21 protein-coding genes and 1 pseudogene are annotated in these 24,098 nt (G+C 30.5%); 19 read left to right on the forward strand and 3 right to left on the reverse strand.

Translation table 11 applies throughout. The annotated features are described in order from the left end of the window. Positions 1–65 precede the first annotated feature (65 nt). Both DRZ96_RS07505 and DRZ96_RS07510 read right to left on the reverse strand, forming a co-directional pair. Complete coding sequence (locus tag DRZ96_RS07505; RefSeq protein ID WP_112890187.1) at positions 66–545, reverse strand: threonine/serine exporter family protein; 480 nt, start codon at positions 543–545, stop codon at positions 66–68. After that, complete coding sequence (locus tag DRZ96_RS07510) at positions 542–1,321, reverse strand: threonine/serine exporter family protein (protein WP_112890188.1); 780 nt, start codon at positions 1,319–1,321, stop codon at positions 542–544. Before DRZ96_RS07510 ends, DRZ96_RS07505 begins: the two co-directional genes overlap by 4 nt. A 107-nt stretch (positions 1,322–1,428) precedes the next feature. Between DRZ96_RS07510 and der the strand changes: the two genes are divergently transcribed. The 16 genes and pseudogenes from der to DRZ96_RS07590 all read left to right on the forward strand — a co-directional run bounded on the left by der (position 1,429) and on the right by DRZ96_RS07590 (position 20,161). Next, positions 1,429–2,769, forward strand: coding sequence for a ribosome biogenesis GTPase Der (gene der, locus DRZ96_RS07515; RefSeq protein ID WP_112890189.1), 1,341 nt, complete (start codon positions 1,429–1,431; stop codon positions 2,767–2,769). Then, the gene (gene plsY / locus DRZ96_RS07520) at positions 2,766–3,356 is read left to right on the forward strand and encodes a glycerol-3-phosphate 1-O-acyltransferase PlsY (protein WP_112890190.1); all 591 of its coding nucleotides are present in this window, start codon (positions 2,766–2,768) and stop codon (positions 3,354–3,356) included. Before der ends, plsY begins: the two co-directional genes overlap by 4 nt. Further along, complete coding sequence (locus tag DRZ96_RS07525) at positions 3,353–4,360, forward strand: NAD(P)H-dependent glycerol-3-phosphate dehydrogenase (RefSeq protein WP_112890191.1); 1,008 nt, start codon at positions 3,353–3,355, stop codon at positions 4,358–4,360. The genes plsY and DRZ96_RS07525 overlap by 4 nt, the downstream gene beginning before the upstream one ends. 51 nt (positions 4,361–4,411) lie before the next feature. After that, positions 4,412–5,659, forward strand: a complete 1,248-nt coding sequence (locus tag DRZ96_RS07530) for an HlyD family efflux transporter periplasmic adaptor subunit (RefSeq protein WP_112890192.1) — start codon at positions 4,412–4,414, stop codon at positions 5,657–5,659. A 9-nt stretch (positions 5,660–5,668) separates the two neighbouring features. Continuing rightward, positions 5,669–6,379 (forward strand): YggS family pyridoxal phosphate-dependent enzyme, encoded by a 711-nt coding sequence (locus DRZ96_RS07535; protein WP_112890193.1) that lies wholly within the window; start codon positions 5,669–5,671, stop codon positions 6,377–6,379. Positions 6,380–6,388: 9 nt separating this feature from the next. Beyond that, positions 6,389–6,844 carry a cell division protein SepF gene (locus tag DRZ96_RS07540; RefSeq protein ID WP_070701140.1) on the forward strand — a complete coding sequence of 152 codons (456 nt, stop codon included), beginning with the start codon at positions 6,389–6,391 and terminating at the stop codon, positions 6,842–6,844. Further along, complete coding sequence (locus DRZ96_RS07545; protein WP_112890194.1) at positions 6,838–7,620, forward strand: YlmH family RNA-binding protein; 783 nt, start codon at positions 6,838–6,840, stop codon at positions 7,618–7,620. The genes DRZ96_RS07540 and DRZ96_RS07545 overlap by 7 nt, the downstream gene beginning before the upstream one ends. Before the next feature lie 11 nt (positions 7,621–7,631). Then, complete coding sequence (gene lspA, locus DRZ96_RS07550; RefSeq protein WP_112890195.1) at positions 7,632–8,087, forward strand: signal peptidase II; 456 nt, start codon at positions 7,632–7,634, stop codon at positions 8,085–8,087. 3 nt (positions 8,088–8,090) lie between these two features. Next, the gene (locus DRZ96_RS07555; protein WP_112890196.1) at positions 8,091–8,984 is read left to right on the forward strand and encodes an RluA family pseudouridine synthase; all 894 of its coding nucleotides are present in this window, start codon (positions 8,091–8,093) and stop codon (positions 8,982–8,984) included. A 10-nt stretch (positions 8,985–8,994) separates the two neighbouring features. After that, a complete protein-coding gene (locus DRZ96_RS07560; RefSeq protein WP_112890197.1) occupies positions 8,995–10,371 on the forward strand; it encodes an NAD(P)/FAD-dependent oxidoreductase in 1,377 nt (458 codons plus the stop codon). 80 nt (positions 10,372–10,451) lie between these two features. After that, positions 10,452–11,853, forward strand: a pseudogene (miaB, locus tag DRZ96_RS07565) (tRNA (N6-isopentenyl adenosine(37)-C2)-methylthiotransferase MiaB). Continuing rightward, on the forward strand, positions 11,834–14,455 hold the full coding sequence (mutS, locus tag DRZ96_RS07570) for a DNA mismatch repair protein MutS (protein WP_456107185.1): 2,622 nt from the start codon (positions 11,834–11,836) through the stop codon (positions 14,453–14,455). The pseudogene miaB and the gene mutS overlap by 20 nt, the downstream one beginning before the upstream one ends. Beyond that, complete coding sequence (gene mutL, locus DRZ96_RS07575; protein ID WP_112890199.1) at positions 14,452–16,323, forward strand: DNA mismatch repair endonuclease MutL; 1,872 nt, start codon at positions 14,452–14,454, stop codon at positions 16,321–16,323. Before mutS ends, mutL begins: the two co-directional genes overlap by 4 nt. Further along, on the forward strand, positions 16,324–17,232 hold the full coding sequence (gene miaA, locus DRZ96_RS07580) for a tRNA (adenosine(37)-N6)-dimethylallyltransferase MiaA (protein WP_112890200.1): 909 nt from the start codon (positions 16,324–16,326) through the stop codon (positions 17,230–17,232). It begins immediately after the preceding gene. Between the two features lie 16 nt (positions 17,233–17,248). Beyond that, positions 17,249–18,535, forward strand: coding sequence for a methionine gamma-lyase family protein (locus tag DRZ96_RS07585; RefSeq protein ID WP_112890201.1), 1,287 nt, complete (start codon positions 17,249–17,251; stop codon positions 18,533–18,535). A 369-nt stretch (positions 18,536–18,904) separates the two neighbouring features. After that, positions 18,905–20,161 (forward strand): amidohydrolase family protein, encoded by a 1,257-nt coding sequence (locus tag DRZ96_RS07590; RefSeq protein WP_112890202.1) that lies wholly within the window; start codon positions 18,905–18,907, stop codon positions 20,159–20,161. 106 nt (positions 20,162–20,267) lie between these two features. On the opposite strand, the gene lexA is transcribed toward DRZ96_RS07590, so the two are convergent. Beyond that, positions 20,268–20,888: a transcriptional repressor LexA gene (lexA, locus tag DRZ96_RS07595; protein WP_070701162.1), complete on the reverse strand. Its 621-nt coding sequence runs from the start codon at positions 20,886–20,888 to the stop codon at positions 20,268–20,270. A gap of 193 nt (positions 20,889–21,081) precedes the next feature. On the opposite strand from lexA, the gene DRZ96_RS07600 reads away from it, so the two are divergent. The 3 genes from DRZ96_RS07600 to DRZ96_RS07610 all read left to right on the forward strand — a co-directional run bounded on the left by DRZ96_RS07600 (position 21,082) and on the right by DRZ96_RS07610 (position 24,090). Further along, positions 21,082–21,378 (forward strand): LysM peptidoglycan-binding domain-containing protein, encoded by a 297-nt coding sequence (locus DRZ96_RS07600; RefSeq protein ID WP_070701164.1) that lies wholly within the window; start codon positions 21,082–21,084, stop codon positions 21,376–21,378. 128 nt (positions 21,379–21,506) lie between these two features. Continuing rightward, complete coding sequence (gene rny, locus DRZ96_RS07605) at positions 21,507–23,042, forward strand: ribonuclease Y (protein WP_112890203.1); 1,536 nt, start codon at positions 21,507–21,509, stop codon at positions 23,040–23,042. 49 nt (positions 23,043–23,091) lie between these two features. After that, positions 23,092–24,090: a tyrosine recombinase XerC gene (locus tag DRZ96_RS07610; protein WP_112890204.1), complete on the forward strand. Its 999-nt coding sequence runs from the start codon at positions 23,092–23,094 to the stop codon at positions 24,088–24,090. Positions 24,091–24,098 lie beyond the last annotated feature (8 nt).

Here is a 24,098-nt window from a genome sequence, read left to right on the forward strand (position 1 = left end):
AGACTTTTTAGATAAATATAAAAAATTAGACCCTAGGTTAATAGCCTAGGGTCTTTTAATATAATTTACTCATGACTTAAATTATTATTTACTCTATTATTTTTATAATTTCTAAATAATTCTCTAATTATTCTCACAATACCCTGAGACAAGACAATTCCAAGCGCGAGGGCAGAGGTTGTTAAAGTAGTCTTTATAACCTGTTCTCTCATAACTACATAGTTTGATTCTATGAAATAATACATAATGTAGTACATGCCGGCTCCTGGTACTAAGGGTACAAGGCAAGGAAGGGTAAATACTGTTGCAGGTTTTTTAAAGTAAACTGCAAAAGATTCGGAACAAACTCCTATTAAAAAAGAAGATAATAAATAGGAAACCATGTAATTATTGCTAAAATCAAATAAAAGTTCATAAACCACCCAAATAAACCCTGATAGGGCTGAGGTTATTATTCTAACTCTCTTCGGGAGCTTAAAATAAATTGTAAAGCCATATGTTGCAAGTGTTGATAAGAAGAATTGTACAATACTTTTTTTTATCATAATATATACCTCATTATCTTAAGACCAACACCAACTCCAAAAGCAATTGCAAGAGCGATAAAGAAGGCCTTTATCATTGTTATTGCGCCTGTAATAAATTCTCCACTCATAATATCCCTAACAGAGTTTGTTATAGCAACACCTGGCACTAAAAGCATTATAACACCAATGATTATCATATCTATATTTGAGCCAAGTCCAAAGTGTACGCATATAATTGCAAGTATTGATGTTACAAAGGCACAAATAATATTGTTTATAAAGAAAGAAAGTTTTAAATAAGATAGTTTATCTAAAACTATTGGAATAAGTATCCCGATAAAGAAGCTGGCAGCAAAGTCTTTAACATCTCCTCCAAATAAAACTGAGAAAAAAGACGCAGCAATGCCACCACCTAAATAAATTTTTTTAGGATTTTCTTCTGTCCCATCAATTTCGAAGAGTCTATCATAGGCTTCCTTTATAGACAAATCACGAGAAACAAATTCCCTTGAGAAAGAATTCACTCTGTCAATTTTATATAAATTTGTATCGGAAATTGTTATTTTTCTAAAGTTACTAAGTGTTTCCCCTTCGAACTCCATAGAAATAAAAATTGCGGAGGGAAGGGCGTAGGCTGATACATTAGAAATGTTTGACACTGACTTACAAATTCTTTCAATTGTATCTTCGGCCCTATAAGATTCGGCGCCGTTTTGAATTAAAAGAGCTCCAGTATACAGTGACAAGTTCATTAAATCCTTAGCGTCCTTTATATTATTTAAAACCTTAGCCATTTCATCACCAAGCTAATTATACTATGGAGTTTTTTTATTCTCAATGAAATTAGTAAATTGAATAAAATATTCTCCTTTGATATAATAATTAAGATAGGGGTGATTATATGGAAATGCCCATAATTTCAATAATTGGCAGACCAAATGTAGGCAAATCTACACTATTTAATAAGATAGTTGGAAGGAAGGTATCAATAACTGAAGATACTCCAGGTGTTACTAGAGATAGAATTTATCAGCCTGCAACTTGGCTTAACTATAAATTTTTGCTAGTTGATACAGGAGGACTTGACCTCAAAGATGAAGATGTGTTTATGTCAAATATTAAAGCACAAATTGATATAGCTTTAGAAACATCTGACGTTGTAATCTTTGTTGTTGACGGTGCTGAGGGAGTTAATCCTACAGATAGAGAAATCTCTAATTTTTTAAGGAAGACAAAAACCAAAGTTGTATTAGCAGTAAATAAGTACGATTCAAAAATAACAAAAGAAAATATATATGATTTTTATGAATTAGGTCTAGGTGATCCAATTGGAATAAGTGCTGAACAAGGTACAGGAGTCGGAGATCTTTTAGACGAAGCATGTAATGGATTAGCTCCACTTGATGAGCTTGAAGAAGATGATAACATAAGGGTTACATTAATTGGAAAACCAAATGTTGGTAAATCATCTTTATTAAATTATTTAACAGGAGAAAACAGGTCTATAGTAACAGATATTCCAGGGACAACAAGAGATTCTATAGACTCTCTTATAAAATATAAGGATAATGAATATATATTTGTTGATACAGCTGGACTTAGGAAGAAAAAGAAAATTGCTCCAGGTGTAGAGAGATACTCAGTAATAAGAACATTAACAGCCATCGAAAGGTCTAATGTATGTGTACTTATGATTGATGCTCTTGAAGGCGTAACTGAACAAGATTCGAAAATTGTTGGATATGCACATGATAATAATAAGGCAATCATAATCGCTGTAAACAAGTGGGATGCCCTTGAAAAAGAAACAAAGACAATGAGAAATTTTGAGAAAAAAATTAGAGAAGAATTACCTTTTGTCCTATACGCTCCCATAGTTTTCATTTCCGCAAAGACTGGACAAAGAGTTGACGAGTTTTTAGATATGATTGAACTTGTAAATAACAATTACAATCACAGAATCCAAACTGGTGTGTTAAACGATATTTTAAATAAGGCAGTTTTAATGAATCAACCACCTTCCGACAAGGGTAAGAGAGGAAAGCTGTATTATGGATCTCAAGTTAGTGTTAGACCACCAAAGTTTTTATTATCAGTTAATGACAAGGAGCTTTTCCACTTCTCATACCTTAGATATATTGAAAACCAAATTAGAGATACTTATTCTTTTGATGGCACACCAATAATTTTAGAACTTAAGAATAGGACAAACTCAAGATCAGATAAGGGACCTAGAAGATGAATTATATCCTAACTTTATTAATTTCTTATTTTGTAGGAACCATTTCAGGTTCTTATATAATTGGCAATTTATTTCTTAATAAAGATATAAGAAAGTACGGATCAGGAAATGCTGGCACAACAAATGCCATGAGAGTCTTAGGGAAAAAAGCAGGGGTCCTAACTTTTTTAATAGATTTTTTAAAGGGAGCCTTGGTTACTCTAATAATAAGAAGAATTTTTGGAGATGAATTTGTTCCTTTAGCTATTTTAGGAGCAGTAATAGGTCATGATTTTCCTTTTTATATGAAGTTTAAGGGAGGTAAAGGTGTTGCGACAACTTTAGGAGCCTTGGCCCTATTTAACTTTCCATTAACCCTAATCTGTTATGTTGTTTGGGTTTTGGGAACTGTTTTAACAAAAATGGTTTCAGTTGGTTCAATATTATTTTTCGTCTCAATTATTATTGTCTACTCTTTTATGTCAAACCTTGCGATGTCTAATATTTTAATTATAGACATTATTGCATTAATAGGAATTATTAGACATAAGGACAATATTAAAAGAATAATTGCAGGAAATGAGAATAAAATAGGAGGAAGGAAATGAAGATAACTCTTTGTGGTGGCGGAAGCTGGGGTACTGCAATAGCAAGATTACTAGCAAATAAAGGTCATGACTTAAACTTCTATATTAGGAACAAGGAAGTAATTGAAGACATTAGAAAAAATAGAGAAAATACAAAATATCTTCCTGGAGCAAAATTTGAAAGGGATATTAATTTAACCAATGATTTGGAAAGTGTTCTAAGTGACATAGATGTCTTTGTAATTGCTGTGCCAACATCAAGTATAAGAGATATTCTAAAACAAATTGAAGGTAAGATTTCGAAGGAAACTATAATTGTTAACCTTTCAAAGGGAATAGAAGTAGAGACTTTAGATAGAATTTCAGAAATCTCATCCGAAATATTAAAAGACAATCCCTTTGTGGCATTATCAGGGCCTTCCCATGCAGAAGAAGTTGGAAAGGATATACCAACAACAGTCGTTGCATCTTCTGAGAATCTTGAAGTAGCTCAGATTATTCAACATGAGTTTTCTACTCCAATTTTTAGAATTTATACAAATCCTGATCTTGTAGGTGTAGAAATGGGTGGTGCGCTAAAAAATATTATTGCTTTGGCGGCTGGTATGAATGATGGACTAGGTTATGGAGATAACTCTAAGGCAGCATTAATGACTCGTGGCATATATGAAATGAATAAGCTTGGTATCTCATTAGGAGCAAACCCACATACTATTAACGGTTTATCAGGAATTGGTGATTTAATAGTTACCTGCACTAGTATGCACTCAAGAAATAGAAGAGCAGGCATCTTAATTGGACAAGGCAAGTCTATGGAAGAAGCATGTAAAGAAGTTGGTCAAGTCGTTGAGGGTGTGAAAACTGTTAAGTCAGCATATAAACTTGCTTCAGTTAAAAATATAGAAATGCCAATAACAGATGCTCTTTATAGGGTTCTTTACGAGGGATACGATCCTAACAAGGCAGTTTATGAGCTTATGACTAGAAAAAACAAGGATGAAATAGAGCAAATCTTCTTTGAATAATATCTTATCATAAGAGTTTATGTTATAATTACTTGGTAAATAGGTGGTTTTTTGAGTAGTTTTAAAAATAAAAATAAATATATAAAAAGAAGGGTTTTTGCTCTTATTTTTATTTTATTTTTGCTAATGATTTTTGGAAAGTTAATAAGAGGAAATAGAGTTAATGATTATAAGACGATTTTTCCAACTTTGACTACTTTTGAAAAAGACATTGACACAAGAGTATACAATATCTTTGAAGAAAAAGCTTACTATGCAGAAGGAGATGGAGTTGTAGTCTTTCACGCTAGTGAAGGTCAAAAGGTACCTTCTGGGTATGAAGTTGCAAATTTAAACCTTATGGGTGATGTATCATCTCTAAAAGATGAGTTAGCTAAAATAAAAGCAGCTATAAAAATAAAACAAGGCATAGAACCTCCTGAGAAAGAGAGCTCAAAAACTTTCACTAAAAATTTACAGGAACAGATAAAAAATAAAGATTTTACAGAAGTTTATTACGATATAAACTCAACAGATAATGGTATAAATGAAAACATTAATACAGCAGAATTAAAAGAATACCTTGAACTTTCTGATGCTGCATTAAATGTTAAAAAAGAAGAATTAGAAGAAAAAATTTCAAAATATAATTTTTCTTATTTGACAGAATTTAGTGGAATTGTATCATACAAAATTGATGGAAATGAAGAATATTTTGATATAAAAGACCTTGATAAGTTTACATATAAGTACTTAAATAAAAACTACAACTTTAAGAATCTTGAGATGGAAACTAGGGTAAAGAATGGCGATCCACTTTTTAAAATTATGAATAATTTAAACTGGAAAGTGGCTTGTACTATTTCAAATGTATCAAACATAGCAAACTATAATATTGGAGATTCCGTAAAAATACAAATTCCAGATATAGAAGATATTTATGGAGTCGTTGAGAAAATTAACAAAGATGAAAATCATGCGGTTATAATTATCAGTTTAGATCGATATTTTGAAAATATGTATTCAAATAGAATTCATGAAGGTAAAATTATTGTAAATAAGACCAAGGGTTTTGAGATACCTAAATCAACTTTAATTGAAAGAAATAATCTTACAGGAGTTTATGTACAGGAAATCAGAGGTCTTGTTAAATTTGTGCCAGTTGATATTGTCAGTGAATCAAGTGATACTGTATTTATTAATAGAGGTAACAAACAATCTGTTTTTAGTATCGGAGAAAAATCATACAAGACATTAACTGTAAATGATGCAATAGTTATAAATCCAAAAACTGTTGATGAATCAAGAATATTAAACTGAGGTGATAAATTGGATTTAAAAGATAATTTAAAACAACTTTATGAAGATATTGAAATAGCTAAGGATAAATCTAATTTTAAAAGAGATGTTAAACTAATAGCAGTTTCTAAAACTCACCCTGTTGAAATGATAGAAGAATTTAACGGTCTTGGTGTTCATGATTTTGGTGAAAATAAGGTACAAGAACTTGTATCTAAAATTGAAGATGAAAAAATCAAAGAAAAATTAAAAAATAATGAATTAAATTTCCATTTAATTGGCAATTTACAGACTAATAAAGTAAAATATATTTATAATAAAGTTAAATTAATTCAATCTCTTGATAGAATAAAACTAGCAAAAGAAATTAACAAGAGAGCAAAAAAAGATGACATAAAAGTTGATTGTCTAGTTCAAATTAATATTGGAAATGAGGACAGCAAGTTTGGAATAAAGTACGAAGATACTGAGGATTTTATTTATGAACTTCTTGAATTTAAAAATATTAATATTAAAGGACTCATGGCTATAGCACCAAATACTGAAGACGAGGTCTTACTTAGAAAATTATTTGAAAAAATGAATAATAAGTTTGAAGAAATTGCTTCAAAGGATTATGAAAATGTAGAAATGAAGTACCTATCAATGGGAATGAGTCATGATTTTAAATTAGCTATAGAAGAAGGATCCAACATGATTAGAGTTGGCTCTAAACTTTTTGGAAATAGAAATTATAATTAGGAGGATATTATGGCAGAAAAAACTATGGATAAACTAAAGAAAATCTTTGGTTTTGCAGACGAATATGAATATGAAGATTTTGATGAAGAATTTGAAGATGAAGTGAGTGAAAGTGAAGCAATCGAACCAGCTTATACTCCTTCTAAACCAGTTAGCCACAAACCAGCAACAAAGTCTAGAGTATCAGCAAGCAACATGATAATTACAGTTCATGAACCACTATCTTATGATGAATCTCCCCTTATAGTTGATGATTTGAGAGATTTTAAAGCAGTAGTTCTTAATTTTGAACAATTAGATGTTGATGTTAAGAGACAAATTTTTGATTTTGTTAGTGGAGCTCTTTATGCTCTTGATGGCAAGATGCAAAAGGTAAACAAGGATATTTTTATACTTGCACCAAACAATGTAGAAATTGACGGATTAAAGGAACAACTTAAAAATAACGGAATGTTCCCTTGGTAAATTTAAATAGAATAGATTTAATTAATCATATAAATAGACCCGAAGAAAAGATTTCTATTAGAAAAGTAATCGACAAAATGGAATCTGTTATGAATAATCATATTTCAACTTCAACAGATTTTCTAAATCCTCATGAGATTAATTTATCTATTTCCATATTGAATAGATTTAAAGACCAAGTGTCATATGAAATAGACGGGGGATATGAAGATAGTGAATCTAGTATTATCTACATATACCCTGCCTATAGGTATGAAAATGAAGACAATGATCTTGTTCTATTCAAATTTGAAACTAATAATAAAATTAAACATGGTGATGTACTTGGATCTATTTTAGGTTTAAGTATAGACAGAGGAAAAATAGGTGATATTTTAATTGGAGAAAAATTCACTTATTTTTTTGTTAAAAGAGAAATTTCAAATTTTATAGAAATTAATCTCACTAAAGTTTCGAAATACAATATATTGCTTTCAAGAGAAGATGATATAAGTGGTCTTCCGAAGAAGGAATATGACTATAAAAAGGTAATTGTTTCCTCTTTTAGACTAGATAACTTAATTTCAAAAGTTTTCAATCTTTCTAGGTCAAAAGTGAAAGATATGATACAAGCTGAACTTGTAAAGGTAAATTTTGCCAAAGAAACAAGATCACATTTAGAATTAGAGCTAGGAGATTTAGTATCTGTAAGCCATTACGGTCGATTTAGATTATATGACCTTGAAGGAAATACTAAAAAAGGAAATTCTGTATTAATCGTGAGATTAAATAAATAAGGGGAGAAAATATGTTTGTTGCTATATTTAGTATTATTTTAATTATTGTAGATCAATTCACAAAATACCTTGCTGCAACTAATTTAGCTAATGAGAATTCTATTGTCTTAATAGATAATTTTTTAAGACTCTATTATATAGAAAATCGAGGAGCAGCTTTTGGAATACTCCAAGGTTTTAGGTCACTATTTGCAGTTATCACAGTAGCAGTCTTATTAATACTTATTATATTCTTATTCAAGAACTACAACAAAGTTCCTTTTATTTATCTTCTTAGTTTTAGCTTATTAATTGGAGGTACTATTGGAAACTTTATTGATAGAATCAGGCTTCATTATGTAATTGATTTTATTAGTATGAAATTTCTTGGATACGACTTTGCAATTTTTAACTTTGCTGATGTTTTTATAGTAGTTGGAACAATTTTGATATCAATAGGTATACTTCTCCATGATAACAAAAGGTGAGCTATGTATAAGAACAATTTTATCGTTGATAAGGAGTCTGTTGGATTAAGACTAGATAAATTTTTAGATGGAAAAATTGAAATCAACAGATCTCAAATTAAAAAAAATATAAAAGAAGGTAATATTTTAGTAAATAACAAAATAGAAAAGGCTGGATATAGTTTAAAAGAATGTGATAAAATTTCCGTTGAATATGAGGATGACTTTAGACTTTATCCAGAAAAAATTAACTTTGATATTTTATATGAAGATGACTATTTAGCAGTCATTTCTAAACCTCAAGACCTTGTTGTTCATCCAGGAGCAGGAAATAAAAGTGGAACTTTAGTAAATGGACTTTTATATTCTTTTAAAGAACTCTCAAACCCAATTGACAAAGATAGGCCTGGAATAGTTCATAGACTTGATAAGGATACTTCAGGTCTTATGATTATAGCAAAAAAAGATGAGGCCTATTATAAGTTGGTGGATATGTTTAAAAATCGACAAATAGATAAACACTATCTTGCTATATGCCAAGGAAATATCTATGAAGATTTTGATCTAAACGAACCCATTGGAAGAGATCCTAACAATAGAATTAAAATGAAAGTTATTTATGAAAATTCTAAAGAAGCTTCAACTAGTTTCAAGGTTTTAAAAAATTTTAGCAAGTTTACTCTTCTAGATGTTCATTTACATACGGGTAGGACTCATCAAATTAGGGTTCACTTGGCCTATGTAAACCATCCAATAGTTGGAGATTATGTATATGGTGTGAAAAATAAATTTAAAATTGATAAACAGCTTTTACATGCCTATAAACTTAAATTTAAACACCCCATTAGTGGGAAAGAATTAGAAATAGAAGATAAGTTTCCTCAAAGATTTAAAAATTTTATGGAAAAATTTAATTAGGAGATACAAATTGAAAGATTATGATGTAATAATTGTAGGAGCAGGTGCTTCAGGTGTATTTGCTTCTTATGAATTTAAAAAGATGAATTCGGACTTAAGGGTTTTAGTAATAGATAAGGGAAATGAAATATACAAAAGACAGTGTCCAATAAAAACTGGAAAAGTTGATAATTGTATCTCTTGTAATCCTTGCAATATTATGAATGGTTATGGTGGAGCAGGGACCCTTTCTGATGGAAAATATAACATTACAACTAATTTTGGTGGTCAAATGCATGATTTTCTTGGAAAGGAAGACTCAATTGAGCTAATGGAATATGTTGATAAAGTTCTTTGTGACTTTGATGGTGGGAATTCAAAATTATACGAGACAAAGTCATCAAATTTAAAGACACTTGCTCTAAAGCATGATCTTCATCTTCTAGACGCCAAGGTGAGACATTTTGGGACTGATAGAAATATAAAAATCCTGGAAAAAGTTTATGAATGGACTAAGGATAAAGTTGAAATGTTATTTAACACGACAATTGTTGATGTTGAAAAGAAAGATAAATTTATCCTAACAAGTGATAAGGGAGAAACTTATTCCTGTGAAAAATTAGTACTTGCTTCAGGAAGAAGTGGATCTAAATGGATTTCAGAAATTTGTAAAAAATTTGACATTAATTTGTTTTCCAACCAAGTTGATATTGGTGTAAGGGTTGAACTACCTGCAGAAGTTTTTAAACATATAACAGATGCAGTTTATGAGTCTAAAATAGTTTATCAAACAAAAATGTATAATGACCTTGTTAGGACCTTTTGCATGAACCCTTATGGTCAAGTAGTTGCTGAGAATACCAATGGAATTATAACTGTTAATGGTCATTCCTACGCAGATCCTAAATTACAATCAGAAAACACAAATTTTGCACTTCTTGTTAGTAATAAATTCACTGAACCTTTTAAAGATTCCAATGAGTATGGAGAATCCATAGCTAAATTATCTAATATGTTAGGGGGAGGGGTTCTCCTTCAAAGATTTGGAGATTTAGTCAAAGGCAGAAGGTCTGATGAAAGAAGGATGCAGAAGTGTTTCACAGAGCCAACTCTAAAGGCAACTCCAGGTGATTTATCTCTTGTAATTCCTAAGAGACAATTGGACTCAATAATTGAGATGATTTATGCTCTTGATAAAATTGCACCAGGAACTGCCAACGACGACACTCTATTATATGGTGTTGAAGTTAAGTTCTATAATTCAAGAGTTGAAACAGATAATAATTTTGAGACTTCAGTTGAAGGATTGTTTGTTGTAGGAGATGGCGGAGGTGCCACTCACTCACTTTCACAAGCATCGGCATGTGGTGTTTATGTCGCTAGATATTTAAATAATATACTATCTTAAGAGTATGCATATGCATACTCTTTTCTTGATAAAGTGGCTATTTTTCAGTTATAATATAAAGATATGAAATGAGGATGTATATGGAAAATAAAGAATTAATTAACGATTTAAATAATAATGTAAATGAATATATAAGAAACATAAAAGAAAACATTGATGAGAAAAAAGCTTTAGTTATAACTCATGGTTGCCAAATGAATGAACATGACTCAGAAAAGATAACTTGGCTTCTTGAAAAAATGGGATATAGCTTTGTAAATGAGATTGATGAAGCAGACTTTATTATTGTAAATACTTGCTCAGTAAGACATTCTGCAGAAGATAAAGTTTACGGACAATTGGGGAATTTAAAAAACTTAAAATCAAAAAAAGAAAAATATAAAAATAGCAGTTTGTGGTTGTATGATGCAAAGGGATGAGTCTAGGAACTATGTAATAGAAAAGTTTCCTAATGTAGATATAATTTTTGGAACAAACAATATTTGGAAACTACCTGAACTTTTAACAGAATCATATAATGGGACAAAACTTGCAATGGATATTGAAGAAAATGCCCTAAGTATTGATGATAAGCTTGGAGCCAATAGACTTTATAATTTTAAGTCCTATGTAAATATTATGTATGGTTGTAACAATTTCTGTTCTTACTGTATAGTTCCTTATACTAGGGGAAGAGAAACTAGTAGAAGACCTGGGGAAATTATTAGGGAAATTGAAGATTTAGCGAGACATGGCACCAAAGAAGTTACCCTTCTTGGTCAAAATGTCAATTCTTATGGAAAGACTCTTGATGAAAAATTTACTTTTTCTAATCTCTTAGAAGAAATAAATGATATCAAGGGCATTGAAAGGATAAGATTTATGACTTCCCATCCTAAGGATATTTCTGATGAATTAATCTATTCTTTTAAGAATCTTGATAAATTATCTAACTTTTTACACCTTCCAGTCCAAGCAGGTTCATCAAGAGTTCTTAAGATGATGAATAGGAAGTACACAAAGGAAGATTATCTAAGAACAATTGATAAGGTTAAAAATGTAAATCCAAATATTGCACTTTCAACAGATATTATGGTAGGTTTTCCAGGAGAAGAGGAAGAAGACTTTATGGATACCCTCGATTTGATTAAAAAAGTTGAGTATGATACAGCCTTTACTTTTATTTATTCAGTTAGGGAGAATACCCCTGCTGCAAATAGGACAGATCAGGTTCCTGACAAGATAAAGCATGAAAGATTTGAAAGGCTTCTTGATGTACTGTATCCAATTCAAGAAAAGAAGAATAAGGCTTTTATTGGTAGGGAAGTAGATGTTCTTGTAGAAGACATTTCTAAAAAGAATGAAAGTAAAGTTAGTGGAAGAACTGACGAATTTAAATTAGTTAATTTTGATGGAAATGCAAATGATGTTGGAAATATTGTTAAAGTAAAGATTAAAGATGCTAATAGTTTTTCTCTAGTAGGTGAGAAGGTTGAATCGTGAAAAATTAACTCCAATGATGCAGCAATATCTTGCTGTAAAGGATGAAAATCCAGATGCTATATTATTTTTTAGACTTGGTGACTTTTTTGAAATGTTTTTTGATGATGCACTTTTGGCATCAAGAGAACTTGAGATAACTCTAACAAGAAGAGAGGCTGGTTTAGAAGAAAAGGCCCCTATGTGTGGTGTTCCATATCACGTAGCTTCTTCTTATATTTCAAAGTTAATAGATAAGGGTTACAAGGTTGCAATTTATGATCAAGTCGAAGATCCCAAACTCGCTAAAGGAATTGTAAAGAGAGAAGTTACACAAATTATTACACCAGGAACCTTCACAGACACAGAATATTTGAAAAGTGATTCTAATAACTATTTTTTATCAATTTTTATTCAAGGATATTCTCTAAATTTAACTTATTCAGACTATTCAACAGGAGAAATTTATTTTACTGAAAAGACTTTTTTATCTAAGAAGGAGCTATTTAGATTTCTCCAAGATCAAATTGATAGGATTAGTCCAAACGAAATTTTAATAAATGAGGATGAATTAGAAAGCTTTAAAAATAAAATTAAAAAAGATAATATTTTTATTAACCCTTATATAGTTGGCAATCTCAAAGACAGCAATATATTTAAAGATTTTGGAAAGTATTTCAGTGATAACTTTAAAAACAATTTAAAATCTTTTATATCTGACAATAAAATTGCTGATTATACTTCACTTAAAAAAATTTTACAGTATATAGTTGTAACACAAAAAATTAATTTAAAACATATCAACAGTATATCTTATTACAACAACTATGATTTCTTACTTTTAGATGAAAGTTCCAAGAGAACTCTTGAAGTTGTTAAGGGACTAAATACCTTCTCAAAAAAAGGATCTCTCTTAGATGTTTTAGACAAGTGTAGCACTTCTATGGGATCTAGAAAATTAAAAAAATGGGTGGAAAGTCCACTAGTTGATTTAAATAAAATTCAAGAGAGACAAGACATTATTGAATCCTTTACGAGGGACCTCTTATTACAAGATAAGATTGAAAAAATTTTGAAAGAAGTCTACGATATCGAAAGACTTGTAGTAAAAATATCTAATGGAAGTATAAATCCACGTGAGCTTTATTCGCTTAAGTCAACAATTGAAAATTCTAAGAAAATAAAAGAAATTTTAGAAGATCAAGACAATGAATGTTTGAATTTATTATCCAAAGAATTTATAGATTTGTCTGATATATATAGTGAAATAGATAGGGTTCTAATTGACAATCCACCAGTTGTAATAGAGGAAAATAGGATTATTAAAGAAGGATATTCAAAGGATTTAGATGAACTTTTCAAGATTGCGACAGAAGGCAAAAACTGGTTACTAGAATTTGAAGAAAGAGAAAGAAATAGAACTGGAATTAAGAAACTTAAAGTTAAACACAATAAAATTTTAGGATATTTTATTGAAGTTACGAAATCTTTTTTAGACCGAGTACCTGAAGATTATATTAGAAAACAAACTTTAGTTGGATCCGAAAGATTCTTTTCCGTGGAATTAAAGGACATGGAAGGCAAGTTGCTTGGATCTAAGGAAAGAGCCTTGAGTATGCAGGCAGAAATTTACAATGGTTTAAAGGATTTTATTGGTAAAGAAATTTATAGGATTCAAATACTTGCAGACAAACTTTCGAATCTCGATTCTCTATTATCTTTAGCAAAAGTTTCAAATTTAAACAATTACGTAAGACCAAGCTTTAACAATGAAGGGTTTATTGAAATAAAAGCAGGGAGACATCCAATAGTTGAATCATATATAAAAGATGAGTTTTTTGTTCCAAATGATACCTATATTGATACAAAAAACAATATGATTCATATAATTACAGGACCTAATATGGCAGGTAAGTCAACCTATATGAGACAAGTTGCTCTTATCACTATAATGGCTCACATTGGATGCTTCGTACCCTGCGACTCTTGTAATATTTCTTTAGTAGATAGAATTTTTACAAGAATTGGAGCTAGTGATAACTTGGCCATGGGTCAATCGACATTTATGGTTGAGATGAAAGAGGTTGCAGATATAATTCAAAACGCGACATCAAATTCACTTTTGATACTAGATGAAGTTGGAAGGGGAACAAGTACCTTTGATGGACTTGCTATAGCCAATGCAATAATAGAATATATTGCAGAAAATATTAAGGCTAAAACTCTTTTTGCTACCCACTACCATGAATTAGTCCACCTCGAGGAGAAATATGACTCTATAGAAAACTTAACTATAGCAGTAGATAGACAAGAAGATGATATTATCTTTTTGAGAAAAATAATAAAGGGATTTACAAATAATTCTTACGGAATTGATGTAGCGAAGCTTGCAGGTATTGATGATAGAATTATTAATAGGGCAAAAGATATTTTAGCTATTATTGAAAAAGAAAATGAAGGCATAAGTATAGACCTTAATAAAGAATTTATTAGAGAAGAGAAATCCAATCCAGAATTGGAAAATTTTATTAATAAATTGAGAGAAATAAACATCCTTGAGCTAAGTCCAATGGAAGCCTTTAATTTATTAGATGAAATAGTTAAACAATCTAAGGAGTTAAAATGATAAAACTTTTAGATGAACAAACAATATCAAAAATTGCAGCCGGTGAAATAATTGAAAATTCTGCATCTATAGTAAAAGAATTGGTGGAAAATTCCATTGATGCAGGAACTGATGATATTCTTATTGAGTTGAGAGGCGAAAGCACTAATTATATCAAGGTATCAGATAACGGTTCAGGTTTTTCTGAGGACGACCTTGAGCTTGCTTTCCTTCGTCATTCTACTTCCAAGCTTCAAGTAATAGAAGATTTGGAAAAAATTAGGACTCTAGGTTTTCGTGGAGAAGCCCTAGCAAGTATCTCAAACATTTCAAAGATAAAACTAATGACAAAAAGAGAAGAAGATTTGGCAGGAAATTCTCTAATTATAGAAAATGGCAAAATTCTTAAAAAGAATAAGGTGGGAATGCCAAAGGGAACGACTTTTATAATTAATGATGTCTTTTACAACACTCCTGTTAGGAAGAAATTCCTAAGGAAAGATTCTACAGAGATTAATAACATCATTGATATTGTTCAAAAAATTGCCCTATCAAATAATAATATAAAGTTCACTTTAATTAGAGATGGTAAGACTATTTTGAATACTGGAAGTGACAAGGATCCAATTAATAGGATATTTTCAATTCTTGGTTCAGAAATAGCTTCATCCTTAAATGAAGGAAAATTTGAATCAGAAAACTATAAAATAAGAGGATTTTTCTCCAACAATAAACTTTTCAGGTCTAACAGAGATAGTCAGTATATTTTTGTAAATGGCAGATTTATAAGAGACATAAATATTTCTAGAGCCATTGAAAAAAATTACAATTCTTTAATACCACTTAATAGGTATCCTGTTTTTGTTCTCTATATAGATATTGACCCTAAATTAATTGATGTGAACATTCATCCAAAGAAAAATGAAATAAAAATTTCCAATGAAAATATTTTAACAGCTCTTTTATCCGAAGTTGTTGAAGAAGTAATTTATCCAAATAGGTCTATAAGAGAAATTGAATTAGAAGATAAGAAAGAAAACGTAAATGTATTTGATATTTTTGATGATGAAGATGATACAGAAGAAACTTCTGATTTAATTGAAAAAGAAGATTCTAGAAATAATAATCTTAAAAGTCTATGGGAAATAGAAAAAGATGAAGATATAAAATCACAAGATAATAATTCTTTTAATGAAGAAGCTCTATTATATAGTGAAGATGTAACGAAAGATAATGCATCAGATAGTAAGATAGAGGGTGAAGAAAAGAACTTCTTATTTGATGATGGGGCTAGCCGCATTGATGAAGACCTTTTAAATACTAGAATTAGTGGAGTTCTTTTCAAGACTTATATTCTTTTAGAAAATCAAAGAGATGGAAAAGTTTTTGTTGTTGATCAGCATGCTGCTCACGAAAGAGTAAACTATGAAAAATTCTTAAAAATGTATCTTAATAGCGAAATATCTTCACAAATTTTAATTAAGCCTGAAATTATTGAATTAAATCAAATAGAGTACGATAAAATCTTAACTTACTTTGATTTATTTAATGAACTTGGATTTAAAATTGAAGATTTTGGAGATAGGTCTATTGTTTTAAGAGAAGTGCCAATGATCTTTGGTCTTCCTACCTATGTGGACTTTATTAGAGATATAATTGACTCTTTAGACAAAGATATATCATCAAATTACGAAGCAGATATGTATAAGATAATGAGAAAAGCTTGTAAGGCTTCTGTTAAAGCAGGAGATGACCTATCAGACATTGAGATAGAGGCTCTAATTAGAGATTTGAAAAATTGTGAAAATCCTTATACTTGTCCTCATGGAAGACCTACAATAGTAGAAGTATCAAAGCACACTATTTCAAAATTATTTTTGAGGGAATAAATGGAAAATTTGTTAATAATTACTGGGCCAACTGGAATAGGAAAGACAGAAATTTCTCTTAAACTTGCAAATAAGTATAAGGGAGAAATTATTTCTAGTGACTCCATGCAGATTTATAAAAAACTAGATATTGGAACGGCAAAGGTAGACTTAGATAAGACAGATATTCCCCATCATATGGTTGATATCTTAGAAGCTCATGAAAATTTTTCTGTAGCTGACTTTAAATTTAAAGCTAAAGAAATAATTAGCGATATAAATAGGAGGGGAGGTCTTCCAATTCTTGTTGGAGGAACTGGCCTTTATATTAACTCCATAGTTTATAATCTTGATTTTACAGAAACAAAGGCAGATTATGAGTATAGAGAGGAGTTAAGAAAAATATTAGAAGAAAAAGGTAGTGAATTTCTTTATAATAAACTTTTTAATCTTAACAAAGATATGGCTGCAAAGATTCATCCCAACAATGGTCAAAGGATAATAAGAGCTTTAGAAATTTTAAAAAGTGGAAATGAAAAGGAAAATAATTTTCGTCAAGAAAATGAAGATTATAATTTAATATTTATTGGCCTTAACATGGATAGAGAAAGACTTTATGAGATAATTAATAGTAGGGTTGATAAAATGATTGAGCTTGGCCTCGTAGATGAGGTTAGATCCCTCTTAGACAAAGGCTTGGACAAAAACTCTCAATCACTAAAGGCTATTGGATATAAAGAAGTAATTTCATATCTTGAAGGTGAAATTGAATATTCAGAGATGATTGATCTTATAAAAAAGAATTCCAGACACTATGCCAAGAGACAATTAACTTGGTTTAGAAGAGACGGAAGAATAAAATGGTTTGATAGGGAATCAGATAATTTATTAGAAGAAATAGAAAGCTATATTGATAGTAAATTAGACTGATGATTTAGGAGAAAAGATGACAGTATACGATAACTTATTTAAAGAAAAATATAATATAGATTCAAAAATAATTGAATTTGTAAATAATATAGAAGAAAAACTTCAAGATAGATTTAAAGAGTTTAGTGACATAGCTCAATACAATCAAGTAAAAATCCTGAAGGCTATGCAGGAAGAAGGATTAAAAGCAACTGATTTCAATTGGACTACAGGATATGGATACGGGGACATTGGAAGAGACAAAGTGGAGTCTATATACACTAGGATTTTTAATGTTGAAGACAGTCTTGTTAGGTCAAATATAGTCTCAGGAACCCATGCCATTACTCTTGCAATTAAATCTGTATTAAAACCAGGCGATCACTTATTATCAGTAACTTCAACACCCTATGATACTCTACAAAAGGTAATAGGACTTCGAGGTGATAGTCCAGACTCCTTAATCAATTCTGGATATCAATACTCTGAAGTGCCTCTAGTTAATAATATGATAGATGTTGATAGTATAAAAGATTATATTCAGGACAACACAAGCCTTGTTATAATGCAAAGATCAACTGGTTATTCTAATAGAAGAGCTTTTACAGTTTCTGAACTTAAAGAGGCCGTAGATGAAGTTAAAAAAATTAACAAAGATATAAAAATATTCGTAGATAATTGTTATGGAGAATTTACAGAATTAATTGAACCAAGTGAAATTGGGATTGATATTATGGCAGGATCTCTAATAAAAAATCCTGGTGGAGGAATTTGTTATACAGGGGGATATGTAGCCGGCAAGGAAGAACTTATTGAAAGGGCAGCAAATTTTTTAACAGCTCCTGGAATAGGTAAAGACTGTGGGCTAACTTTTGGTATGACAAGGCAAATACTTCAGGGACTTTTTATGTCACCAAAAATTGTTGAAGATGCAATAAGGGGTGCAACATTGTTTTCAAGATCTTTTGAAGAATTAGGTTTTAAAACAATACCTTCTAGCACAGACCCAAGAAGTGATATTGTTACGGCAATTGAATTACAAAAACCAGAAATTCTTGAAATTTTCTGCAAGTACATTCAATTTTCTTCTCCAGTAGACTCAGAGTTCACACCAATCCCTTGGGATATGCCAGGCTATGATGATCAGGTAATAATGGCAGCAGGCGACTTTATAGAAGGCTCATCTATTGAATTATCGGCAGATGGACCTATGAGAGAACCTTATTATGTATATTTCCAAGGAGGCCTCTCTTACTATCACATTAAATTTTCACTTATAAACTTATTAAATGCCCTATACAAGGAAGGCTTAATAGAGATTTAATAAGCTTAAAGTTTATAAAATTTACAGATCGGTCTTGATAGCTTATAAAAAAAAATAAAGGATTCAAAGAGAGTAGGTAAGTTACCTATTCTTTTTTATTACTTATAATTCTGACTTTGTTGAAGTAATAATAGTTTTTTAGAAATTAAATAGATAAACCTATTATGAGTAATTAATCTGATTTAATTGTATTGAGAAAAATTAGTTTTATTTATTACAAATTGTTTTATTTCAGCTAAGTAATATAATATAAGTGTGTATAATTTATATACAATAGTTTTATTTGTGAAAGAAGATAAATAATTTTCTAATATATTTAATCGAAGATGAAGCAACAAAAAAACTATCATAAAATACTAGGAGGATTTAATGAAAAAGAAATTTATTAATGGAAAAATTTATGGTTATAAAGATGCTACAGAAATCTTAGTTGAAGATGGTAAGTTTGTAAAATTTGGAAAGGACTTAGGAGAAGCAGATGAAGTGATAAATCTAGACGGAAACCTTGTTATCCCACCTTATGTCGATGCCCATCTTCACCTAGACTATTACATGATAGGAAAGACAGATGAAGTTAAGAATGAATCAGGCACACTATTTGAAGCAATAGACCTTTGGAATGATTTTAAAAAAGGATCAACTAAGAAAGAAATGAAGAAGAGAATTCGTCAGGCTGTAGAAGATTGCGTTTCTTATGGAACTCAATATATCAGAGCACAAACTGACTGTACTGATCCAAATCTAACAGGTATTAAGGCTGCTCTAGAAGTTCGCGATGAATTAAAAGATAAGGTTACAATTCAAGTTGTTGCTTTCCCACAAAATGGAATGTACTCTTACAAGGAAGAAGGTAAAACCGGAAGAGACCTTGTTGAGGAAGCACTTGAATTGGGTTGTGAAGTTGTTGGAGGAATTCCTCACAATGAGTGGAGCCGTGAAATTGGTGAAAAATCTATAAAAGAAATAGTTGACCTAGCAGTAAAACACAATAAATTAATTGATGTTCACTGTGACGAAACTGATGATGTGATGGCAAGATTTTTAGAAGTTCTCAATGCTGAAGCAATGATAAAGGGAATATCAAAAAAAACTACTGCAAGTCACACTTGTTCCTTTGGATCTTCTGATGATTCTTATGCATTTAGAATGATGGGACTCTTTAGGAAATCTAAACTAAACTTTGTATCCCTACCAACAGAAAATGCCTTTCTACAAGGACGTCAAGATACTTATCCAAAACGTCGTGGCTTAACTAGAGTTCGTGAATTCGTGGATAATGATATTAATGTTTGCTTTGGGCAAGACTCCATTGTTGATCTTTGGTATCCAGCAGGTAATGGTAATCTTATGAATATTCTTGATAATGGGATCCACCTTGCACAACTTATGGAAGAAAAAGATTTTGGAAAGAATCTAGACTTAATAACTTATAATGGAGCAAAGGCTCTTTGCATTCAAGATGAGTATGGATTTGATGAAGGAAAACCTGCAAACTTTATTGTTCTTGATGCACCAAATGAGTTTGAAGCCATAAGAAATAGGGCAGAATGCCTATCATCAGTGCGTAATGGTGAATTCTTATTTAAAAAAGCTAAAAGAGAATTTGAAGTTCCACTAAATTTATAATAAATTTTTTGACTTATTAACTAATTTTAATTTCATACTTTAATAAGAACATAATAAACCCCCTCTATCCTAATTTGGAAAGAAGGGGTTATTTTTAGATGTATATTTAATTAAATCTTCTATAAAGTCCAACTATTTTGCCTAGTATATCAATATTTTCGAAGTATAGAGGTTCCATTGTATCATTTTCAGGTTGTAGTCTAAATCTATTTTCTTCTTTGTAATAAGTTTTTATTGTTGCTTCATCTTCGATTAAAGCTAAAACTTTTTCTCCATTAGAAGCACAATTTGTTTTTTCAATAATTACATAATCGCCGTCGAATATTCCTGCATTGATCATACTTTCTCCAGAAACCTTTAATATAAAAAGTTCCTTATCAGAAACAAAGTCAACAGGTAAAGGCATAGTATCTTCGATGTTTTGAACAGCAAGTATTGGAGCACCGGCAGTAACCTTGCCAACTACAGGTACATCAACAGTTTTCTTTTTTAGCATCAAGATATCATCGTCTTGTGGAACAATTTCAATTGCTCTAGTTTTTGATGCATCCTTTCTTATATAGTTAGTAGATTCTAATTTTTCAAGGGCGTAGTAAACAGTTGAAGTTGATTTTATATTACAGCCAGCACAAATTTCACGAACAGTAGGTGGGTAGGATTTTGATTCGATAAATCTTTTAATAAAAAATAAAATTTCAAGTTCTCTTTGGTTTAAATCATCGTACATGGATTTACCTCCTAATTTTTATAAATATATAATATCACATTTGAACAAGCATTTCAAACTTTGGTTTAAAAACTTTGTTCTTTTATATTGACAAAAAAGAACGAATGATATAACATTTGTTTAGAACTTATATTTAATACAAGTGTTTGATACAAAGGTTTAAACTATCGTTAATATTTTATGAGGTGATTATATGAGACGTACTATAGTAATTAAAAAACAAAAAGTTCTTTTCTTTCTTTTACTAATTTTTATTTTTAATTCTGGATTAGTAGTAAAGAACGAATCAGAATTGGAATTTAAAGACAAAGAAATTGTCTATGATGTATACACAGTAAAGAGGGGAGATACTATTTGGACTATATCCGAAAATTATGAATATAAAAATAAAATGAGATTTGTAATGGACATAGAGAAAGCAAATAGTATTTCATCATATGATATAAAGCCAGGATACAAGCTAGCAATTCCTATTTATAAAAGTAAATAGATTGAGCCATTGGACACGCTTTTCTGTTTGACTTATGCTTTTAAAAGATATACAATTATTTTAAGGCTTTCTGCCTTAATTATGATTTTAAAACTTGAAACATGAAAACTAAATAGGAGGTGTGTAGAATGGGTTTTAGTACTTTAATATCTATTATAATCGGTATTATTGGCTTAGCTGTTGGCTATGCTATTAGAAAATATATTTCTGAAGGTAAACTTAAAAATGCTGAAGAATTATCTAAAAAGATAATATACGATGCTGAAAATCAAGCACAAACACAAAAGAAAATGTTACTTGTTGAAGCTAAAGAAGAGATTCAAAAGTTAAGATCTGAACAAGAAAATGAAGCTAAATTAAGAAGAGCTGAAATTAAGGAATTAGAAGATAGAGTTTTATCCAAAGAACGCCAATTAGATAAGAAATCTTCTCAAGTTGAAAGAAAAGATGAAAAACTTAGCAAGAAATTAGAAGGTCTAAGAGAAAAAGAAGACCAAGCTGATGAACCTGTAAAGCAAAGAGAAGAGGAACTTCAAAAGGTTGCTGGTCTTACAAAGGACGAGGGTAAAGAAATTCTTTTAAATGAACTTAAAAAAGAAATAACTAATGAATCTGCACTTATTATTAAAGAAAATGAAAATAGGATCAAAGAAGAATCAGGAAAATACGCTAGAAATGTTATTGCGCAAGCAATACAAAGATGTGCAGCTGATCAAGTTGCAGAGTCTACTGTAGCAGTTGTTAATCTTCCAAATGATGAAATGAAGGGAAGAATAATAGGACGTGAAGGTAGAAACATCAGAGCTATTGAATCAATAACTGGAGTTGATTTAATTATTGACGATACTCCAGAAGCCGTAGTTTTATCTTGTTTTGATCCAATAAGAAGAGAGATTGCAAGAGTAGCTCTTGAAAAGCTAGTTAACGATGGTAGGATTCATCCAACTAAGATTGAAGAAACTGTTGAAAAAGCTAAGAATGAAGTAGAAACTATCATCAAAGAATCTGGTGAACAGGCAGCTTATGATGCTGGGGTTCATGGTCTTCATCCAGAAATTATTAAATATTTAGGTAGACTTAAATATAGAACTAGTTATGGACAAAATAACCTTAAGCATTCAGTTGAAGTTTCTGAGATTGCTGGTATTCTTGCAGGTGAAATTGGCGCTGACGTTAAGCTTGCTAAAAGAGGAGGATTGCTTCACGACTTAGGTAAGTCTGTTGATAGGAATCTCGATGCTCCACATGTTGATGTTGGGGTTGAAATTGCAAGAAAGTATCACGAGTCAGAATTTGTTATAAATGCAATTCAGTCTCACCATGGTGATGTTGAACCTAACTGTGTTGAATCAGTATTAGTTCAAGCAGCAGATGCAATATCTGCAGCAAGACCAGGTGCTAGACGTGAAACAGTAGAATCCTATATCCAAAGATTGGAAAAACTTGAAGAAATTGCAAATGAATTTGATGGAATTGAAAAATCCTATGCTGTTCAAGCTGGACGTGAAATTCGTATAATTGTAAAACCTGAAAAAATATCTGAAGCAGAGATTACTATCACTGCTAGAGAGATTGTTAAGAGAATAGAAGCAGAACTAGATTTCCCAGGACAAATTAAAGTAAATGTCATAAGAGAAACTAGGGCTGTTGAATACGCTAAATAATTAAGAACCTGACTTTTGTCAGGTTTTTTATTTTATAGGAGGTGATAGCTTGATAAATTCGAACTTAATTGATGATTTTTTAGATTACATGAAATCAACTAAGGGAGCTTCTGATAATACAGTGAAAGAGTACTATTATGATCTTAGGATGTTTGTAAGGTTTATAAAGAGAAGAAAGGGTCTTGTAGACTCAAAGGTTGATTTTGACGACATAACTATTGAAGACATTAGTCCTGAACTTTTGGAAAGTGTAACAAAACAAGATGTCTATGCTTATAATGCTTTCTTGGAAAAAGAAAGGAAGATATCTAATAGGTCCAAGTTTAGAAAAATCTCTTCAATTAGGAGTTTTTATAACTATCTCCATGCAAAGATTGATATAATAAAAATTAATCCTGTTATAGATATAGATATGCCCAAGGTGGAGAAGACTCTTCCAGTTTATTTAACCTTAGATCAAAGTTTAAATTTATTAAGAACAATTGAAAAATCTAAGAGTAAGCCTCTCTATAAAAAAAGAGATTATGCTATAGTTACCTTGTTTTTAAACTGTGGAATGAGACTTTCGGAACTAGCAGGTATAAATATTTCTCATTTACAAGAAGATAATACTCTAAAAGTTATTGGAAAGGGTAATAAAGAAAGAGTCATCTATTTAAATGAAGCATCTATTTATGCTATTGAAGAATATTTGAAAGTACGTCCTCAAATTAAGGATGATGCTTTATTCTTGTCAATGAGACAACAAAGAATGAGTAATAGGTCTATTCAACATATGATAGAAAAGCATATGAGAAATTCTGGACTGGACACTAAAAAGTATTCTGTCCATAAGCTTAGACATACTGCAGCTACGCTTTTATATGAATATGGAAATGCTGATATTAGATCACTTCAAGAAATTTTGGGACATGAGTCTGTAAACACTACTGAGATATACACCCATGTTAACAAAGAAGCTTTGCGAAAAATGGTGGCATCAAACCCTCTTTCAAATTTAGATTTAAAAACTAATGCTTCAAAAGACAATGAAGAGAAGAATCAATAAAAAGGAGA

This window comes from Peptoniphilus harei (assembly GCF_900454685.1).
Taxonomy (GTDB): Bacteria; Bacillota; Clostridia; order Tissierellales; family Peptoniphilaceae; genus Peptoniphilus_A; species Peptoniphilus_A harei.

What these genes read in the sequence shown, in the direction of transcription:
- DRZ96_RS07505 (WP_112890187.1), bottom strand. Translation starts at nt 545, where the DNA reads ATGATAAAAAAAAGTATTGTACAATTCTTCTTATCAACACTTGCAACA.
- DRZ96_RS07510 (WP_112890188.1), bottom strand. Translation starts at nt 1,321, where the DNA reads ATGGCTAAGGTTTTAAATAATATAAAGGACGCTAAGGATTTAATGAAC.
- der (WP_112890189.1), top strand. Translation starts at nt 1,429, where the DNA reads ATGGAAATGCCCATAATTTCAATAATTGGCAGACCAAATGTAGGCAAA.
- plsY (WP_112890190.1), top strand. Translation starts at nt 2,766, where the DNA reads ATGAATTATATCCTAACTTTATTAATTTCTTATTTTGTAGGAACCATT.
- DRZ96_RS07525 (WP_112890191.1), top strand. Translation starts at nt 3,353, where the DNA reads ATGAAGATAACTCTTTGTGGTGGCGGAAGCTGGGGTACTGCAATAGCA.
- DRZ96_RS07540 (WP_070701140.1), top strand. Translation starts at nt 6,389, where the DNA reads ATGGCAGAAAAAACTATGGATAAACTAAAGAAAATCTTTGGTTTTGCA.
- lspA (WP_112890195.1), top strand. Translation starts at nt 7,632, where the DNA reads ATGTTTGTTGCTATATTTAGTATTATTTTAATTATTGTAGATCAATTC.
- DRZ96_RS07555 (WP_112890196.1), top strand. Translation starts at nt 8,091, where the DNA reads ATGTATAAGAACAATTTTATCGTTGATAAGGAGTCTGTTGGATTAAGA.
- mutL (WP_112890199.1), top strand. Translation starts at nt 14,452, where the DNA reads ATGATAAAACTTTTAGATGAACAAACAATATCAAAAATTGCAGCCGGT.
- miaA (WP_112890200.1), top strand. Translation starts at nt 16,324, where the DNA reads ATGGAAAATTTGTTAATAATTACTGGGCCAACTGGAATAGGAAAGACA.
- DRZ96_RS07585 (WP_112890201.1), top strand. Translation starts at nt 17,249, where the DNA reads ATGACAGTATACGATAACTTATTTAAAGAAAAATATAATATAGATTCA.
- DRZ96_RS07590 (WP_112890202.1), top strand. Translation starts at nt 18,905, where the DNA reads ATGAAAAAGAAATTTATTAATGGAAAAATTTATGGTTATAAAGATGCT.
- lexA (WP_070701162.1), bottom strand. Translation starts at nt 20,888, where the DNA reads ATGTACGATGATTTAAACCAAAGAGAACTTGAAATTTTATTTTTTATT.
- DRZ96_RS07600 (WP_070701164.1), top strand. Translation starts at nt 21,082, where the DNA reads ATGAGACGTACTATAGTAATTAAAAAACAAAAAGTTCTTTTCTTTCTT.
- rny (WP_112890203.1), top strand. Translation starts at nt 21,507, where the DNA reads ATGGGTTTTAGTACTTTAATATCTATTATAATCGGTATTATTGGCTTA.